Annotated in this window: 16 protein-coding genes and 1 tRNA gene; 1 reads left to right on the plus strand and 16 read right to left on the minus strand. The window is 56.7% G+C overall.

The window, feature by feature from the left end:
• Positions 1-68: 68 nt before the first annotated feature.
• From H7C18_RS24040 to H7C18_RS24075, 8 genes are all read right to left on the minus strand, one after another.
• Positions 69-977 (minus strand): YitT family protein, encoded by a 909-nt coding sequence (locus H7C18_RS24040; protein ID WP_185131643.1) that lies wholly within the window; start codon positions 975-977, stop codon positions 69-71.
• A gap of 160 nt (positions 978-1,137) precedes the next feature.
• Positions 1,138-1,299, minus strand: coding sequence for a small acid-soluble spore protein P (locus H7C18_RS24045; RefSeq protein ID WP_185131644.1), 162 nt, complete (start codon positions 1,297-1,299; stop codon positions 1,138-1,140).
• 18 nt (positions 1,300-1,317) lie between these two features.
• Positions 1,318-1,497 carry a hypothetical protein gene (locus tag H7C18_RS24050; protein WP_185131645.1) on the minus strand — a complete coding sequence of 60 codons (180 nt, stop codon included), beginning with the start codon at positions 1,495-1,497 and terminating at the stop codon, positions 1,318-1,320.
• Between the two features lie 16 nt (positions 1,498-1,513).
• Positions 1,514-1,861 carry a hypothetical protein gene (locus H7C18_RS24055; protein ID WP_185131646.1) on the minus strand — a complete coding sequence of 116 codons (348 nt, stop codon included), beginning with the start codon at positions 1,859-1,861 and terminating at the stop codon, positions 1,514-1,516.
• 120 nt (positions 1,862-1,981) lie between these two features.
• Positions 1,982-3,130 (minus strand): ABC transporter permease, encoded by a 1,149-nt coding sequence (locus H7C18_RS24060; RefSeq protein WP_185131647.1) that lies wholly within the window; start codon positions 3,128-3,130, stop codon positions 1,982-1,984.
• A 1-nt stretch (position 3,131) separates the two neighbouring features.
• Positions 3,132-4,253, minus strand: coding sequence for an ABC transporter permease (locus H7C18_RS24065; protein ID WP_185131648.1), 1,122 nt, complete (start codon positions 4,251-4,253; stop codon positions 3,132-3,134).
• Positions 4,254-4,266: 13 nt separating this feature from the next.
• A complete protein-coding gene (locus tag H7C18_RS24070; RefSeq protein ID WP_185131649.1) occupies positions 4,267-5,202 on the minus strand; it encodes an ABC transporter ATP-binding protein in 936 nt (311 codons plus the stop codon).
• Positions 5,203-5,446: 244 nt separating this feature from the next.
• Positions 5,447-5,701 carry a winged helix-turn-helix transcriptional regulator gene (locus H7C18_RS24075; protein ID WP_185131650.1) on the minus strand — a complete coding sequence of 85 codons (255 nt, stop codon included), beginning with the start codon at positions 5,699-5,701 and terminating at the stop codon, positions 5,447-5,449.
• Between the two features lie 164 nt (positions 5,702-5,865).
• Here H7C18_RS24075 and H7C18_RS24080 point away from each other — a divergent pair, with 164 nt between their 5' ends.
• Positions 5,866-6,849, plus strand: coding sequence for an NADP-dependent oxidoreductase (locus tag H7C18_RS24080; RefSeq protein ID WP_185131651.1), 984 nt, complete (start codon positions 5,866-5,868; stop codon positions 6,847-6,849).
• A gap of 371 nt (positions 6,850-7,220) precedes the next feature.
• On the opposite strand, the gene H7C18_RS24085 is transcribed toward H7C18_RS24080, so the two are convergent.
• From H7C18_RS24085 to H7C18_RS24120, 8 genes are all read right to left on the minus strand, one after another.
• A tRNA-Ser gene (locus tag H7C18_RS24085) sits at positions 7,221-7,309 on the minus strand.
• 72 nt (positions 7,310-7,381) lie between these two features.
• Positions 7,382-8,668: a serine--tRNA ligase gene (gene serS / locus H7C18_RS24090; protein ID WP_185131652.1), complete on the minus strand. Its 1,287-nt coding sequence runs from the start codon at positions 8,666-8,668 to the stop codon at positions 7,382-7,384.
• A 79-nt stretch (positions 8,669-8,747) separates the two neighbouring features.
• Positions 8,748-9,338, minus strand: coding sequence for a pyridoxal 5'-phosphate synthase glutaminase subunit PdxT (gene pdxT / locus H7C18_RS24095; protein ID WP_185131653.1), 591 nt, complete (start codon positions 9,336-9,338; stop codon positions 8,748-8,750).
• Between the two features lie 135 nt (positions 9,339-9,473).
• On the minus strand, positions 9,474-10,355 hold the full coding sequence (pdxS, locus tag H7C18_RS24100) for a pyridoxal 5'-phosphate synthase lyase subunit PdxS (protein WP_185131654.1): 882 nt from the start codon (positions 10,353-10,355) through the stop codon (positions 9,474-9,476).
• Positions 10,356-10,454: 99 nt separating this feature from the next.
• On the minus strand, positions 10,455-11,807 hold the full coding sequence (locus H7C18_RS24105; RefSeq protein ID WP_337913898.1) for a D-alanyl-D-alanine carboxypeptidase family protein: 1,353 nt from the start codon (positions 11,805-11,807) through the stop codon (positions 10,455-10,457).
• 120 nt (positions 11,808-11,927) lie between these two features.
• Positions 11,928-13,385, minus strand: coding sequence for an IMP dehydrogenase (gene guaB / locus H7C18_RS24110; RefSeq protein WP_185131655.1), 1,458 nt, complete (start codon positions 13,383-13,385; stop codon positions 11,928-11,930).
• Positions 13,386-13,524: 139 nt separating this feature from the next.
• Positions 13,525-14,697 carry a putative glycoside hydrolase gene (locus tag H7C18_RS24115; protein WP_185131656.1) on the minus strand — a complete coding sequence of 391 codons (1,173 nt, stop codon included), beginning with the start codon at positions 14,695-14,697 and terminating at the stop codon, positions 13,525-13,527.
• Between the two features lie 203 nt (positions 14,698-14,900).
• Positions 14,901-16,079: a hypothetical protein gene (locus H7C18_RS24120; protein ID WP_185131657.1), complete on the minus strand. Its 1,179-nt coding sequence runs from the start codon at positions 16,077-16,079 to the stop codon at positions 14,901-14,903.
• Positions 16,080-16,370: the final 291 nt, after the last annotated feature.

The raw sequence follows: 16,370 nt of genomic DNA on the forward strand, positions 1-16,370 counted from the left end.
GGCTCGGTTCGGGGAAGCTATTTTGCTTAAAAAAACCTTAAAATGACTGCAATTCAATAGATACATTGCTAATGAATGTCTTTTTTCTTGAATCTTCCGCCCCGGACATCGTGAATATTGCCCACGGCAAGAAAGGCGTTCTGATCCATCTCGGTCACGATCGACTTCAGTTTGGCTTCTTCCATCCGGGTGACGACGGTGAAGATGACTTGCTTGGAATCTCCCGAATAGCCGCCTTCGCCGTTCAAATACGTAACGCCGCGGCCCAGCCGGCTGACGATCGCTTCGCCGATCTCTCGATAGTGATCGCTGATGACCCAGATCGACTTCGATTCGTCGAAGCCTTCGATCGTCAGATCCATGACCTTGAAAGCGATGAAATACGTGATCAGGGAAAACATCGCGTTGTCCCAGCCGAACACCAGGCCCGCGCTGCCGAGGATGAAAAAGTTGATGAACATGACCATCTGGCCGACGGAAAACGGCGTCTTCTTGCTGACCATGATCGCGACGACTTCGGTCCCGTCCGTCGTTCCTCCGGAACGGATGACGATCCCGACGCCGATGCCGAGCAGAATGCCGCCGAACACGGTGGCAAGCAGCGTCTGGTCCGTGAACGGCTCGACATGATGCAGCAGCGTCGTGGTTACGGACAGCGTAACGACCCCGAGCAAAGTGGATAAAGCAAACGTTTTGCCAATCGATTTATAGCCGGCAATGAGAAACGGAAGGTTAAGAATGAAGAGGAAGACGCCGAGTGGAAGGTGAGTCAGATGGGCTCCCATGATCGATATGCCCGTGATGCCGCCGTCGATGATGTCGTTCGGAATGAGGAAAATCTCAAGCGCGACCCCTGCGAGACCGGCTCCAAGCATGATCAGAACGATGCGGCGGGCGATATCGAGCGGCGTCAACTTGACGTGCTGTGCAGGCTTCTTGTCCGGCGAGGCGGACGTAACGGGTACTGGACTGGTCATAGGCACCTCCTAGGATACATGATATCTACATTATATCATCGCAAAGTTCATGGGTAAAATAATACGTTTACTTAGGGCTCGATTTTTACCCTGCGCAAACAAAGAACCGGCCCGACGCATGGGTTGCGTCGGCCGGTTCTCGAGTCCATCGGCGGGCTCTTTAGCCCTCTCCGTTGTTGTGGCGGGAATGATTGCGGTTCTTCACTTTTTTGGAACCGGAGAGCGGCTCGTTCGGCTGATGGTCGTCCGACGCCCGTTGATCGCGGGCATGCTCGGAGCCGGACTGTCCGGAACCGACCGGCTGGGTCCTGGGCTTGCTCATAATAAGCTGGCCTCCTTCTTAGACCGTCTTGGGATTGGCTTGATCCCCGGCTTCGTCGTGATTGAGCGCGTCTTGGTGACGGCGATCGTTCGTATCCTGCTGCAGCTGCTGCGCTTGATGGGAATTGACCGGATTCCGTTCGAGGTCTTCCGCAACGTTGCTCAAGTTTTTGTCCGCCATGCCGTTCGCGTCCGCCATGTTCGGCAGCCTCCTTTTATGCGTGCGTGAAATCGTGAAGCGCCTGCGCGCATTCGTGCAGATGGCGTCGGTAATCGGCGATCAGTTCCTGCATCATGTCGGAACGCTCGTCCACCGACTGGCCGTCCCGTTCGACGTCCGTGAGCTGAATTTCGATCTCCCGGCTGTCCACGTATTTGACCGAGAAATCGAATTCCAGCATCGATCGTCCGGCCGACCGGATATGGACGAGCAGCGTTTCCGGGTCCTTCTCGTCTTCGAGAACGTCCGCCTGATCGCCTTCGTGAAGGCGCTCCGTCAGCGTTCTTCTCCAAGCTTCCGCCAGCTCATGCTGCGGAACGTTCAGTTCATCTTGATTTGCCATCGGCGACACCTCCGCTCTGATTAGAGTGGCCCGCGTCTCCGTTCTTATACGGAAGATTTGGGGCCGACAGACAGGAAGCCGCTCCCTTCGCCAAGGAAGAGAGCGGCTTTTGCCCGATGATCAGATGAACTGGCGTACGTCGTTGTTGCGGCTGAAGCGGAAGATCGCGATCAAGGCGAAGACGGCGGCGAACGCGAGCAGAATGAAGAAGTTGATGCCCAGACTCCCGAAGGCGGTGCCGTTCTGCAGCTTGTCGATCGTATCCAGCAGCCAGTGCTGCGGCATGAAGTTCGAGATTTTCTTTACCGTGTCGGGCATGATCGAGATCGGGAAGAAGCAGCCGGCGAGCAGGCAGGACGGCGTGATGATCAAGTTCTGCAGCGCGCCGGCCGCGTTCGTATTTTTGGCCAGCGAGACGATAAGCAGCGCCAGGCTGATGGCGGCCAGGGAGAACAGGGCGAGCACCGCGTACATTTCGCCGAACGGGATGCCGGAATCGATGTGGAACACGTACTTCATGAAGACCAGCGTCATGAACGATTGGAAAAGCAGGACGAGGAAGCTGACCGCCACATTGGAGAGCACGTAAGCGCGAGCCGATATCGGCGAGGACAACAGGCGCAGGAACGTGCGGTTCTCTTTCTCCTTCAGGATGATCTCCGTCAAGCCTACGGCCGAGAACATCATGAACGAGACCAGGAAGCCGATCGATTGATACGTCATGTCCTTGCGGTTGGACGTATCCTTCAGCGTTTCCGATTCGAAGGCGAATCCGGGCTGCTTGTAAGCCGCATACACTTGATCGAACGCTTGGGTGTCGCCCTTTGTCCCTAGCCCTATCGACGCGATATTTCCAATGTAATTGTCGAGCAGCGACTTCACGTAAGCCGTCACCTGCGCACCCTTGACCGAGACGATGTTTACGGGGAGCGGCTTGCCTTCGCGAATGCTGTCCGCAAAGCCCTTCGGCAGCACGATGCCGCTGTCGAGCTTGCCGGACGTAATCTCGTCGTTCAACGAAGCTTCGTCGGTCATGGTCAGCTTTACTTGATTCAAGCTTCCGACGAATTGGATGGCGTCTTGCGTAATGGCCTGATCGCCGTCCTGGTTTACGATACCGATCTTCAGGCTCCCGCTGCTCATATTGCTGTAGAAGAGCATGGAGAGCAGCACGCCGGCCAGCGGAAGTCCAATATAGAGGAGCCAGCTGTTTCTGCGGCCGAATGTATTTTTCATCGTCTTGCGAACGAGCCAAAGAAAATCCTTCATCTTAAATGGCCTCCTGTCTGCGCATGAAAAGTGCGGCGACGATCAGAAACACCGCGGCGACTCCGATGTTGAGTCCGAGGGCGGGCCATGCGGCCTGCAAATTGCCTTGGTAAATGATCTTGGTAAGAGCTTCATTGGCCCAACGCATCGGTGAGATATTGGACAGCACGTTCATAACGCCCTTGGGGTCGACCGGGAAGTACGCTCCTCCGAGAAAGGAGGCGATCTGGGTGAAAATCATCACGAACGAGCGGGACGATTCGCCTTTGAACAGATAGCTCGCACCTACGCCTACGCTGACCGCAAGCAGCACTTCGGTGAACAGGATGAGAAGAAGCGTCGGATAGTGCGTGCCCCAATCGGCGTTATAGGCGAATTTGCTGAACAAGACGACCGCTACCACGCACAGGAAGTTCACGATGGTAACCCCAATCACCTTGCCGGCGAAGATCGATCCCTTGCTCACCGGTGCGGCCGACAACCTCAGGGCGGTGTTGCGCGTTTTCTCGCCCCGGATCAGATTGCTGCCCGAGATGACGGAATAGAAGGCGATCATCGTCGTCATCGCGATGGCGTAATAGCCCATGGAGCCCGGCTGGCTCTCCGCCGTCAGCGACGATTCGTTGACGTAGCTTTGCTGCGCGCTCGCGCCGGCCAGAATCGTCTGGGCTTGCGTCGGGTTTTCCTTCATCGCGGCCGCCGCAAGATTGTACCGGTCGGCAAAAGCGCTCAGCATGCCTTGAATGATGTTGCTCTCGATCGAATCGCGCTGACTTCCGTAGAAGCGAATGCCGTTATCCGTAATCTCGGCGTACCCGCTGTACTGGTTATCCTGTACGTCCGCCTTTCCGTCTTCGCTCGCCGAAGCGGCCACAAGCTTGACGCCCTGCTGCTCCAGCACCGACGAGAACTCGTTCCAGGCTTGCGTCAACTGCGGACTGCTTGCCGTATTCCGGTACAGCAAGCTCATATCGCCGACCGTCGCCCCGCTTGTAAAAGCGTTCGTCAGCGCCGTCCCGAGAATAAGCATGAGCACGATCGGAAAAGCGAGCATGAAAACGAACGTTCGGAAATCCCGCAAATTCACCTTGAGTTCTTTTAACGCGATATTTATGACGTTCACTTGGCTCTCCTCCTTAGTCGCGCAGATTCCGGCCGGTCAGGGTCAGGAATACCGTCTCCAGATTGGGCGCTTGCTCTTCCACGGAACGAATCTCCGCCTGATCTCGAATCAACTGCTGAATAATACGGTTCAGATTGTTGACCTCGGTTTTGGAATGAATCTTGATGACGCCTTCTTCGAACCGAACCGACGTGACACCTTGAATTTGCTTAAGCGAATCGAGCGGCAGCTCCCCTTCCGCCTTCACGCCGACCCAAATCTCTTTCGTGTCGGTGATGATCGTCTTGAGCTGCTCCTTCGTTCCTTCGGCGATGATCTTGCCGTGATCGACGATCGCGATCCTTGTGCAGATCTCTTCGACCTCTTCCATGTAGTGGCTTGTGTAAATAATCGTACTGCCCATCTGATTCAGCTTCTTGACGGACTGAAGAATGTAATTGCGCGACTGGGGATCGATGCCGACCGTCGGTTCGTCCATGATGATCAGCTTCGGCCGATGCGCGATCGCGCAGGCGATGTTCAGGCGGCGCTTCATCCCGCCGGAGAAGTTCTTCGGGAAGCTCTTCTGCTTGTCGCCGAGACCGACGAAGTCGAGCGCTTCTTCCGTGCGTTCCTTGAGCAGAGCGCCGCGCAAGCCGTACAGTCCGGCGAAAAAGCTCACATTCTCATAAGCGTTCATGTTCTCGTAGATCGCCAGGTCCTGCGGCACGATGCCGATGTTCATCTTGGCGAACTTGATGTTCTTGGCGATGTTCTTGCCGAGCAAGTCGATCTCGCCTTTCGTCGTTCTCAGCAGCGAGGAGATCATGTTGATCGTCGTGCTCTTGCCGGCGCCGTTCGCGCCGAGGAAGCCGAAGATTTCGCCTTCCCGTACGTTCAGGTTCATGTTGTCAACGGCGACGAAGTCGCCGAACTTTTTGGTCAGACCGCGAATTTCCAGAGCGTTCATATCGTTCACTCCCGTTTCGTTTTCTTTAGGATGGCTTCATTGTACCGGATCGGGGGTGCCTCGCATCAGTGGAGAACCTCATCATTCGGGTATGAGAAAATTCATGTTTTCGGAGGGTGAGAAATTCACGTAAAAAAACCGGCCCATGAAAAAGGCCGGTTTGTTCTTGCGACTATCATGCTGGGGCCTACGAACATGCCTTTTAGCATGTTCGATTAGCGGCCTTCATTGGATACTTTATGAATCAAACCTTACGTTCGCGGTGAACTAACCCCCACTGAGCCATCGCATCCATAACAGGGATGAACGTCTTCCCGTAGTCACTTAGTGAGTATTCGACTTTTGGCGGAACTTGTTGATAGACTGTTCTAATGATTAAGTTATCTCTTTCCAGCTCGCGAAGCTGTTCAATTAACATCTTGCGGGTAATTTGTGAAATCGAACGTTTCCCCAACCACCGACAATGTTGCCTCCACTGGACAGCCACTCCCATTCTCATTCAATCCACCCATGCCTATCACATCCAATCCATCCGAATCAGGTTCCGAATTGGTTACTATGTCACGAAAAAGTGCGTACTTACAAAATCTCCACTTTAGTAAGTATACTACATTCAACACATGTTATTGCTCAAAAAAACAATAAGTGACGGAGGGTAATCAGATGTCCGAGTCCAGAATGAAAGCAATTCTTGTTCATGAGTATGGCGGTCCGGATGTAATGAAACTCGAAGAGGTCGAACGCCCTAACCCATTGGCAGGAGAAGTACTTGTCAAAATCCATTATGCAGCCGTCATCCCGCTTGATTGGAAAATTCGCAACGGATGGGTGCAGAACGTATTCCCCAAAACACTTCCCTACATTCCAGGGTTTTACGCAACCGGAGTGATCGAATCGACCGGCCCAGGAGTGACCGAATTTACGAACGGCGATCGCGTCTTCGGAATGATAGTTGGAGCTTATGCGGATTATGGCATTGCTAAGGTGAATAAACTTGAGACAATGTCTAACGCGGAGTATGCTGTTGCTCCAATGGATGAACTCGTAAAGTTACCGGACGGTCTCTCTTTCGAGGATGCGGCAACGATCAGGGCCGGTGCAGATACAGCATGGAAAGCCTTGTTTACCGAAGGAGAGCTGGAAGCCGGTCAAACGGTCCTCATTCATGCCGCTGCCGGCGGAGTGGGACAATTCGCCGTTCAATTGGCCAAATGGAAGGGAGCCAACGTAATCGGCACCGCTTCGACCTCTAACCTGGACTTCGTCAAGGCTTTGGGTGCGGACCAAGTCATCGATTATACGACGACAGCTTTCGAAGATGTCGTAAAAGAAGTGGATCTCGTCGTCGATGCCATTGGGGGAGACATCGAGAATCGATCATGGGCCGTTCTGAAGCAGGGCGGAATTCTTGTCGCTTTGACGCAGCCTCCATCCCAAGAGAACGCTCAAAAGCATGGCATTACAGCTAAATTTAACACCAAGTTTCCAACCTACGCGAATTTGGAGACCGTAGCACAATTGATTTCCGACGGTACGATCAGAGCGGAGATCGATTCCATATTCCCGCTGAACCAAGCCAACAAAGCACTAGAGAGAAGCGAAGCAGGACATGGCCGCGGAAGAATATTGCTGCGGATCAACTCCTAATGCCATGAGAGCACAAAAGACCCCTATACCGAGGGGTCTTTTTCTGACGGTCATGAACACAAAAAAAACGCACTCGACTGCTGTGCATGTCCGCTTTACGGCCCGTTCTCATCCCACTCGCGCCATAGACGCAAAACCGATCCCCTGTTATACAGGAATCGGTGTAATTTGCTTCTATGGCGGAGAGAGTGGGATTCGCTCCGTCGCAGCGCGACCGTACTATTCGTACGGCCACAACAATTGCGACTATCACGCCGGGGCCTACGAACATGCCTTTTGGCATGTCCGCTTAACGGCCCGTTCGAATCCCACTCCGCCATAGACGCAAAAACCGATCCCTGTTATACAGGAATCGGTGTAATCTGCTTCTATGGCGGAGAGAGTGGGATTCGAACCCACGTGGGCTTGCACCCTAACGGTTTTCAAGACCGCCCCGTTATGACCGCTTCGGTATCTCTCCGGATATGGGCAGTCCGCTTGCCCTTGCAGGCAAAGACCGCCCCGTTATCATATCATACGCGCGCTTTCGCAATCAACCCCTGCGAGGCGCGATCGTGTCGATTCCGCCCATATACGGGCGCAGAGCTTCGGGAATGACGACCGTCCCGTCCGCCTGCTGGTAGTTCTCCAGAATGGCGGCGACCGTTCGGCCAAGCGCCAGACCCGATCCGTTCAACGTGTGCACGAATTCCGGCTTCGCCCCGGCTTCCTTGCGGTAGCGGATGCCGGCCCGGCGGGCTTGGAAATCCTCGAAATTGGTGCAGGAGGAAATTTCCCGATACGTGTCCTGGCTCGGCAGCCACACTTCCAGATCGTACGTCTTAGCCGAACCGAAGCCCATGTCGCCCGTACACAACGTCAGCACGCGATACGGCAGTCCCAGCAGCTGAAGCACCTTCTCGGCATGACCGGTGAGCGTCTCCAGCGCGTCGTAGGACGCTTCCGGAGCGGCCAGCCACACCAGCTCGACCTTGTTGAACTGATGCTGGCGAATCAGGCCCCGCGTATCCCGTCCCGCCGCTCCCGCTTCCGAACGAAAGCAAGCGCTGAACGCTACGTACTTGCCCGGCAGCTCGTCCGCAGACAGAATGTCGCCGCGGCGCAGGTTCGTCACCGGCACTTCCGCCGTCGGAATCAGGTAGTAATCGCTGCCTTCCAGCTTGAACAGGTCCTCTTCGAACTTGGGAAGCTGACCGGTTCCTTGCAGGCTGTCCCGGTTGACGATATAGGGAGGCAGAATCTCTTCATAGCCGTGCTTGTCGGCATGCAGGTCCATCATGAAGTTAAGCAGGGCCCTCTCCAGCCGGGCGCCCAGTCCTCTGTAGAACACGAACCGCGAACCGGTCACTTTCGCCGCTGCTTCAAAATCAAGAATGCCAAGCTCGTCCGCCAGATCGTAATGCGCCTTCGGCTCGAAGTCGAACGACGGAACCTCTCCGTTCCGGCGAATCTCGACGTTGTCGGTTTCGGAGGCTCCGACCGGGACGCTCTCATGCGGCACGTTCGGCACGGCCAGCATCAGCGTTTCGATCTGCTCTTCCAGTTCCCGCACTTCATCGTCGAGCTGCTTGATCCGATCGTTCACGCTGCGCATCTCGGCGATCAGCTCGTCGGCGTTGCCGCCGCTCTTCTTCAGCTTGGCCACTTCCTGCGACACGACGTTCCGCCGGTTCTTGAGCGCGTCGCTCTCCACGAGCCGTTCGCGGCGGCCGTTGTCCAACGCCGGGAAGCCGACGATCAGGTCCAGCGATGCGTTGCGGTTGCGCAGCGCCTCAGCGACCTTCTCGTAATCGTTCCGCAGCCATCTCACGTCCAACATGATCTGAAAAGCCCCTTTCCCGTTCTCGGGCGTTATGGATTTGCGTTCGACCGCCGTCGGCCGGCAGTCCAAAAGCGTCTTATCGGCCCGTCTTCCCTTCGGCCGCTTCCTTCGCCATGTTCAGGAAATACTCGTGCAGCCGATAGTCGTCCGTTAACTCCGGATGATAGGAACAAGCGAGCAGATGTCCCTGGCGGGCCGTGACGATCTCGTCTTTATAGACCGATAAAACGTCGACGTCGCTGCCGACCTCCCGAATGAGCGGAGCGCGAATGAACACCGCGCGCAGCGGCGTATCGATCCCCTTGACATCCAGATCCGTCTCGAAGCTCTCCCGCTGCCGGCCGAAGGCGTTGCGCGCCACCGTCATGTTCATCAGCGCGAGATGAGGCTCCTCGCCGCCTTCCAGCCGCTCTGCCAGCACGATGAGGCCGGCGCATGTGCCGAAGACCGGTTTGCCCTCGGCAGCGAACTCGCGAACCGCTTCGATAAAGCCGTACTTGCGCATCAGTTTGCCGATCGTCGTGCTCTCGCCGCCCGGAATAATCAGGCCCCCGATGTCCGCAAGCTGTTCCGTGCGCTTCACCGCGACGCCGGTTCCGCCCGCCAGTTCGATGCTGCGGATGTGCTCCGCGACGGCTCCTTGCAATGCCAGTACTCCGATATTCATTCGTCGTTCCCTTCCTTCTTCCTCGCTGCCAAACCGTTTGTTCGAAAAAAACCGACCGGGGCGGCATCGCATCGGCTGCTAACAACCGTCGCGATGCCGCCCGGGCAGGTACTGATGAACGTTTCCCCAAGCGGCTTACAGGCCGCGGTCTTGCATCCGTTCGGAGCGATCGAGCTTGGAGATCTCGATACCTTTCATCGGCGTTCCCAAGTTCTTGGACACGCGGGCGATCAGCTCGTAATCGTCGTAGTGGGTCGTCGCTTCCACGATGGCGCGGGCGAACTTCTCCGGATTGTCCGACTTGAAGATACCCGAGCCGACGAACACGCCGTCCGCGCCCAGATGCATCATCAGCGCGGCATCCGACGGAGTCGCTACGCCGCCGGCGGCGAAGTTGACGACCGGTAGGCGCCCCGTCTCGTGAACTCCAAGAAGCAGCTCGTAAGGAACGCCAAGCGTCTTGGCTTCATGATACAGTTCGTCCTTCGACAAACCTTGAACATGACGGATTTGGCCCATGATCAGGCGCATATGCCGGACGGCTTCCACGATGTTGCCCGTTCCCGGCTCGCCCTTCGTACGAAGCATCGAGGCGCCTTCTTGAATCCGGCGCAGCGCTTCGCCCAGATCCTTGGCGCCGCATACGAACGGAACGGTGAACTCGTTCTTGCTGATATGGAACACTTCGTCCGCAGGCGTCAGCACTTCGCTCTCGTCGATGTAATCGACGCCGAGCGACTCCAGCACCTTGGCTTCGACGTAATGGCCGATCCGGGCTTTGGCCATGACCGGAATGCTGACTACCTTCATGACTTCTTCGACAATCGTCGGATCGGCCATGCGGGCAACCCCGCCGGCCGCGCGAATATCGGAAGGCACGCGCTCCAGCGCCATGACGGCGGTAGCGCCCGCCGCTTCGGCTACTTTCGCCTGCTCGGCGCTCATAACGTCCATGATGACGCCGCCTTTTTGCATTTCAGCCATGCCGCGTTTGACTCTCGAAGTTCCTGTTTCCATTTTCCTCACGCCTCCTGAGCATTCTAACCTTTAATTTTACAGGAAGGTCCGTCTTTAGACAACGACCCTTCGTCAATTCCGGGGAAAATTCACCGGTTTCTAGAACAGGTTAACGATGCCTTTGAACAGGCCCGCGAAGAAATCGCCGATTCCCCGCATGAGCAGCTTGAACCAGCCCGCCTTCTTTACTTCCTCCGAGGCGACCAGATTGAGCGTGACCGCCTTATCCTGCTGCGTGGCGGGATCCTTATACGTATAGGTCACGGTGCCGACCGTATCTCCCTGCTTGATCGGGGCGACAAGCGGGCTTGCGGCCGGCCTCACTTCCTTCACCGTAGGTGTCGGAGCTTGTCCCTTCGGAACCATGATCGTCAAGTCCGAAGCGGTGACGACCGGAACGCTCTTGTGCACGCCTTTCTTCACCTTAAGCGTCTCGTTCTCCGGAACCGTCGCTTTCGCCTCGACCAGCGTCTTTTTCTCAAAATTATGGAAGCCGTAGTCGAACAGCTTGGCCGTTTCCAGGAACCGCCCGCCGTCGTTCATGTCGCCGGGGACGCCCATGACGACCGCGATCAGCCGGGTGCCGTTCTGCAGCGAAGTACCGGTGAAGCAGTTGCCGGCATTCGTCGTATGGCCGGTTTTCAGACCGTCCACGCCCGGATAAGCGAATTTCTTGAAGTTGGTGACGTTCTTGTTCGACTCCAGCATCCAGTCCCAGTTAACGACCGGAGCGTCGTCCCGTTCGCGGAATTGAAACGACTGAATCTTGGAATAGTTCAGAAAGTCGGGATAGTCCTTCAGAATCCGTTCGGCCAGAATCGCCGAATCGCGCGCGGACATCACCGTCTCGCCTTCGATGGAAGTCGGTTGGTATTTCTCGGGCATATCCCTGCGGTCAAGACCGGTGGAGTTGATAAAATGGGCGGTTTTCATCCCGAACTCCTTGGCCGTCTCGTTCATCAGCTTGGCGAAAGCCTCTTCCGATCCGGCGACCGTCTCGGCCAGCTGTACCGTCGCATCGTTCGCGGAGCCGACGGCCATCGCTTTGTAGAGGTTCTCTACGGTATACTTTTCGCCTTCCGCCAGAAAAACCCGGCTCCCGATTTGCTTGGCCGCGTTCTCCTGGACCGTAATCTCCTGATCCCAGCTTAGTTTGCCATCTTTGATCGCTTTGAACACCAAATACTCGGTCATCATCTTGGTCATGCTAGCCGGAGGCAGCGCCGTATCGGCGTTATTCTCGTAAAGGATTTGTCCGTTGTCCGCGTCTACGAGAATCGCGGATTTGACGTTAAGATCCAAGGCGGCGTTCGTCGTGGTCGCGGCCGCGGCCGCGTTCGCGCTGCCGGCGCCTAAAGCCAGGAATACTACGCTAAAAACGAGTATAAGAGCGGTGAACCGTCGGATGGGGGACAAAGCGACTCGGGCGGCGGGAACATAACGATTCAACACGCGTTCTCTCCTTTTGAATAAACAATTGGCATAACTCCGATAGTTATTGTAACATACCCGATACCAAGGCAAAAGCCGCAGATCGGGGGACTCCCTCTCTGCGGCTTGCGGAGGTCCGGATTACAGGGAATAATTCGGCGCTTCCTTCGTAATTTGGACGTCGTGCGGGTGGCTCTCCCGGAGCCCGGCACCCGTGATACGAACGAACGTCGTGTCGTTCTTCAATTCCTCGATCGTGCCCGTTCCGCAGTAGCCCATGCCCGAACGGAGCCCGCCGATCAGTTGGTGGATCGTATCCTTGATCGGTCCTTTGTAAGGCAGACGGCCTTCGATGCCTTCCGGCACGAGCTTGGAGTCGTCTTCCTGGAAGTAGCGGTCCTTGCTTCCTTCCTTCATCGCTCCGATCGAGCCCATGCCGCGGTAGGACTTATACCGGCGTCCTTGGTAAATCTCGGATTCGCCCGGGCTTTCTTCCGTGCCGGCGAACAAGCTGCCCAGCATGACCGCGCTGGCCCCGGCGGCGATCGCCTTCGTGATCTCGCCGGAGTACTTGATGCCTCCGTCGGCGATGATCGGAACATTGTATTCCCGAGCCACCGTCGCGCAATCGTAGATGGCCGTAATTTGCGGTACGCCGATACCGGCGATGATGCGAGTCGTACAGATCGAGCCCGGCCCGATGCCGACCTTGACGACCGAGGCGCCGGCTTCGATCAGATCGCGCGTTGCCTCGCCCGTAGCGACGTTGCCCGCGACGATCGTCAGCTCCGGATACTTCTCGCGGATCTTGCGAACCATCTCGACGATGTTGATGTGATGGCCATGCGCCGAATCGACGACCAGCAAGTCGATGCCCGCGTTCACCAGCGCTTCGGTTCTCTCGAACGTGTCCTTCGAGACGCCGACCGCCGCGCCGACCACCAGGCGACCGTGCTTGTCCTTGGCCGCGTTCGGGAACTGGATCGCTTTCTCGATATCTTTAATGGTAATAAGTCCCTTGAGGTTGTTCGCCTCATCTACCAGCGGCAGCTTCTCGATCTTATGCCGCTGAAGGATTCCTTCCGCTTGCTGAAGCGTCGTTCCGACCGGCGCCGTAACCAGGTTCTCCTTCGTCATGACCCCGCCGATCTTGATCGAGTAGTCATGCACGAAACGCAAGTCGCGGTTGGTCAGGATGCCGACCAGCTTGCCTTCTCCGTCCACGATCGGAACCCCGGATATGCGGTACTTGCCCATCAACTCTTCGGCATCATATACATGATGTTCCGGCGTCAACGAGAACGGGTTCGTGATGACTCCGCTCTCCGACCGTTTGACCCGATCCACTTCTTCCGCTTGCTGCGCTACCGACATGTTCTTGTGGATGATGCCGATTCCGCCTTCGCGAGCGATGGCGATCGCCAGGGCCGATTCCGTGACCGTATCCATCCCCGCGCTGATCAGCGGAATGTTCAGCTTCACCGAATCGCTTAGCGCTGTCGACACATCCACGTCCCTAGGCAGAATGGAAGACTTGCGGGGAACGAGCAATACGTCGTCAAACGTAAGACCTTCCTTGGCGAATTTGTTTTGCCACACGTGATATTTCCTCCCTTGTCAGGTTATGGAGCCGGTTGTTCTCCGATTAGATTATAGGCAATCTTAGCAGAGGCATAGGGGGCTGTCAAGCAAGGAAAAACCGGCTGTTTCGCGCTGACCGAAGGCTTGTTCGGGACCGTCAGAAGTTCGGGTAGCGGCAGGATGCGTTCCAGAGCAAATAGCTCGTCATTCCTTCCCTTCTGGCGGCTTCAATTTGTTGCCGAATTTGAGCCGATCCGTATCTTTGGTGGGGATGAACCCAGGATGCGGTGAAGCTCTGCAGCCAGGGGCGCACCTCGGCCGCGGATCTTCCGCCGGATCGCAGCTGCCGGTTCTGTCTGCCGGCGTCATGGAGCGCATGCGCCACGATGGGTCCGGGCTTCAAATCCGGATCACGGATTCCCCAGGTTCCGTCGGCGTAATGGGAGGGGTATACCATCGGAGAGATGACGTCGACGGCGGAAGCGACCTTCGCCCAGGATTGGCCGATCCCCATATCCGACCGGGTTGTCGCCACCATGCCGAACACGTCGGCCGAGACGATCGCTCCGTCCCGGTGAATCCGCGCGGTCGCCTTCTGAAGGAACTTCCCGATCGCTTCGTTGCGGCTCCACCTTTCCGGGTTGCGGTAAGCGACTTCCCGATCGACCCGAGCCTGGTTTTCCGGAAAACGCACATAATCGAATTGCACCTCATCGAACCCGATGCGGGCCGCTTCTTCCCCGAGCGCGATCGGATAGGCCCACGCTTCCTTCCGGAACGGCTCCATCCAGGCATAGCCTTTCGCGTCGCGCCAGATCCGCCCGTCCCGGCGGTGCATGGTCAGCTGCGGGGCCGCCCGCGCGAATCGCGGTTCCTTGAACGTCACGACCCGCGCGATCAAATAGATGTTCTGCTTTTTCAACTGGTCCACCAGCCTGCGAAAAGACTCCGTCGCCCGGGCGCGTCTGACGATCGTTCCGCTCGAGGATACGGCCGGCAGCAGGATCGGGCCGTTCACGTCGATGACCATGGCGTTCAGTTCCGTCTCCTTGACGAGACGAATCAGCGCATCCATCCGCCGGCTTCCCGCGACGCCCGCCGATACGTAGATGCCGCGGATCGGACCGCCGGGCCGCCTGAGCGCGGTCGGACGAAACTCTGTTTCCGCCGCGGCCGTCGGCCGAACGGCATTCTTTCCGCTTGACGACAGCTTCAGGGCCAAATCATCGGCGGTTGAAGCGCATCCGGCGGGGGAAGTGGTCGCTAAGACCAGAATAAGGAACGGAACGGCGAAGCAGCGAAAAAAGATTCCATAACGGCCGGCATTCATCTTCATCACGCCTTCACATTGAAGTAACGCTTAGTATGAACGTTCCATGCCGCCCTGTTGAATTGGAACTTATGGCAATCGGGCAACAACGCGAAAGAACCCGCCTCTCTGCGGGAAGAGACGGGTTCCGTGGGAGTAAAGCGTTTTATATCATCACGGCGCCGGACGGTTCGATTGGGTTCGGGGTTGACGTGAAAATGACGCTATTCCGCCGAACTGTCGTCAGCCGTGCTGTTTTTTGCTGAAGAATCGCCTTGGGCACCGTTCTTACTCGCCTTTTTGCCGAAAGCGGCGTGGCCATCCCGTGCCTGTCCGTTTACGACCGCCTCGGCTCGGCTGGTCAGATTCGCGACCGCGCTGTCATACTGCCCCTGCGTGATTTTGCCCGCGCTTAGCTTGTCGCTGAGATTCTTCTGCAGAGACGCGGTCAACGCGTCAATCACCGTCTGAACGTCGACTCCTAGCTTGCCGGCCTCTTCAGCGATCGTTTCTCCCGACGCCAATGCGGTTCTCAATTCGTCCGCCGTGAGACCAAGCGCGGTTGCGATCGCCTCTGTGTCCACTCCAAGACCGGCGCCTATCTTCCCTTCGCCGCCTCTTCCTCCAATTGCCGAGTCGAGAAGCTTGTCGGCCCAAGCGGAAGCGTCGAATGCCGGCCGATTCGCGTCTGTCGCCGAATCGCTCCGGGCGGCCGAGTCCGAAGCCGGCTTATTCTCCTCGATCCAAGCCACCAGCTTCTCCTTGAGCGTTTCTCGGGATATTCCTTGATCCGCCCCGGCTTGAGCCAGCGTCTCGCCGGCTTGCTGCGCTTGCTTTAATTCGTCCGCCGTGAGACCTAACAGCGATGCAAGCTTGTCTTCGTTCAAAGCCATTCCTTTGCCGCGTCCACCGAATCCGCCCTTCAAGATGTCGCCGCCCTTGGAGTCCAACAGCTTATCGGCGAGAGTGGAGAAATCGGGAGCCTTCCGGATGTTCGACGTTGAATCCGACGAACCGGCCGAAGAAGAACCGCTCCGTGCCGCCAGCGCCTCCTGCATCCACGACACCAACTGAGATTTTAGATTATCACTGGAGACACCTTGACTCTCGGCGATTTCCGCCAGCGATTCCGTCTGCAACTTCTCCTTCAAACTTGCGGCATCAAGATTTAAATACGCGGCCAGTTTGTCTTCGTAGCCTTTCAGGATTGTCATGCCGCCGCCTCGATGGCCGGCTTGACCGCCGGCTTTGGGTGCTTGGGCCTGCTTGGTCGAGGTGGATCCGGAAGTCGCGGCGAAGGCGCTGTTGCCGGACAACAGACCTCCGCTTATCGTTAACGTGAGCGCAATCGCGCTAGCAGCCATCAGCTTCGATCGACGTTTCGAACTCATTTTGTCATTCATCGCATTGCCACCTTTCGGTTGGGAATTTGTCTTCCTGTACTATCCTAGACAACCAGCCTTAGCCTGCCTTTAAACCGCCCTTAATTTACCGTTAAATTACAGTGAACGGACGATGAACAAATCCGGACTTGCGCGCTTCGAAGCAAAGAAATGCAAAAAGACCACCCAAATGGGTGGTCTCACGGTCAACTTTGGCTTGCGCCTTGCCCGATGTCTTCTTTCGCTTTATCAAGCGAAGAAGAATCGACCTTGATAACCGGATACGAAACTTTAGCGATTGTATTCATCCGT

Source organism: Cohnella zeiphila, assembly GCF_014212055.1.
Lineage (GTDB): Bacteria > Bacillota > Bacilli > Paenibacillales > Paenibacillaceae > Cohnella > Cohnella zeiphila.

Excerpts from the sequence above, each read along its gene's own strand:
- H7C18_RS24115 (WP_185131656.1), bottom strand. The coding sequence starts at position 14,697 with ATGAATGCCGGCCGTTATGGAATCTTTTTTCGCTGCTTCGCCGTTCCG.
- H7C18_RS24055 (WP_185131646.1), bottom strand. The coding sequence starts at position 1,861 with ATGGCAAATCAAGATGAACTGAACGTTCCGCAGCATGAGCTGGCGGAA.
- H7C18_RS24120 (WP_185131657.1), bottom strand. The coding sequence starts at position 16,079 with ATGAATGACAAAATGAGTTCGAAACGTCGATCGAAGCTGATGGCTGCT.
- pdxS (WP_185131654.1), bottom strand. The coding sequence starts at position 10,355 with ATGGAAACAGGAACTTCGAGAGTCAAACGCGGCATGGCTGAAATGCAA.
- H7C18_RS24080 (WP_185131651.1), top strand. The coding sequence starts at position 5,866 with ATGTCCGAGTCCAGAATGAAAGCAATTCTTGTTCATGAGTATGGCGGT.
- H7C18_RS24075 (WP_185131650.1), bottom strand. The coding sequence starts at position 5,701 with ATGAGAATGGGAGTGGCTGTCCAGTGGAGGCAACATTGTCGGTGGTTG.
- H7C18_RS24060 (WP_185131647.1), bottom strand. The coding sequence starts at position 3,130 with ATGAAGGATTTTCTTTGGCTCGTTCGCAAGACGATGAAAAATACATTC.
- H7C18_RS24045 (WP_185131644.1), bottom strand. The coding sequence starts at position 1,299 with ATGAGCAAGCCCAGGACCCAGCCGGTCGGTTCCGGACAGTCCGGCTCC.
- H7C18_RS24070 (WP_185131649.1), bottom strand. The coding sequence starts at position 5,202 with ATGAACGCTCTGGAAATTCGCGGTCTGACCAAAAAGTTCGGCGACTTC.
- H7C18_RS24050 (WP_185131645.1), bottom strand. The coding sequence starts at position 1,497 with ATGGCGGACGCGAACGGCATGGCGGACAAAAACTTGAGCAACGTTGCG.
- pdxT (WP_185131653.1), bottom strand. The coding sequence starts at position 9,338 with ATGAATATCGGAGTACTGGCATTGCAAGGAGCCGTCGCGGAGCACATC.
- H7C18_RS24040 (WP_185131643.1), bottom strand. The coding sequence starts at position 977 with ATGACCAGTCCAGTACCCGTTACGTCCGCCTCGCCGGACAAGAAGCCT.
- serS (WP_185131652.1), bottom strand. The coding sequence starts at position 8,668 with ATGTTGGACGTGAGATGGCTGCGGAACGATTACGAGAAGGTCGCTGAG.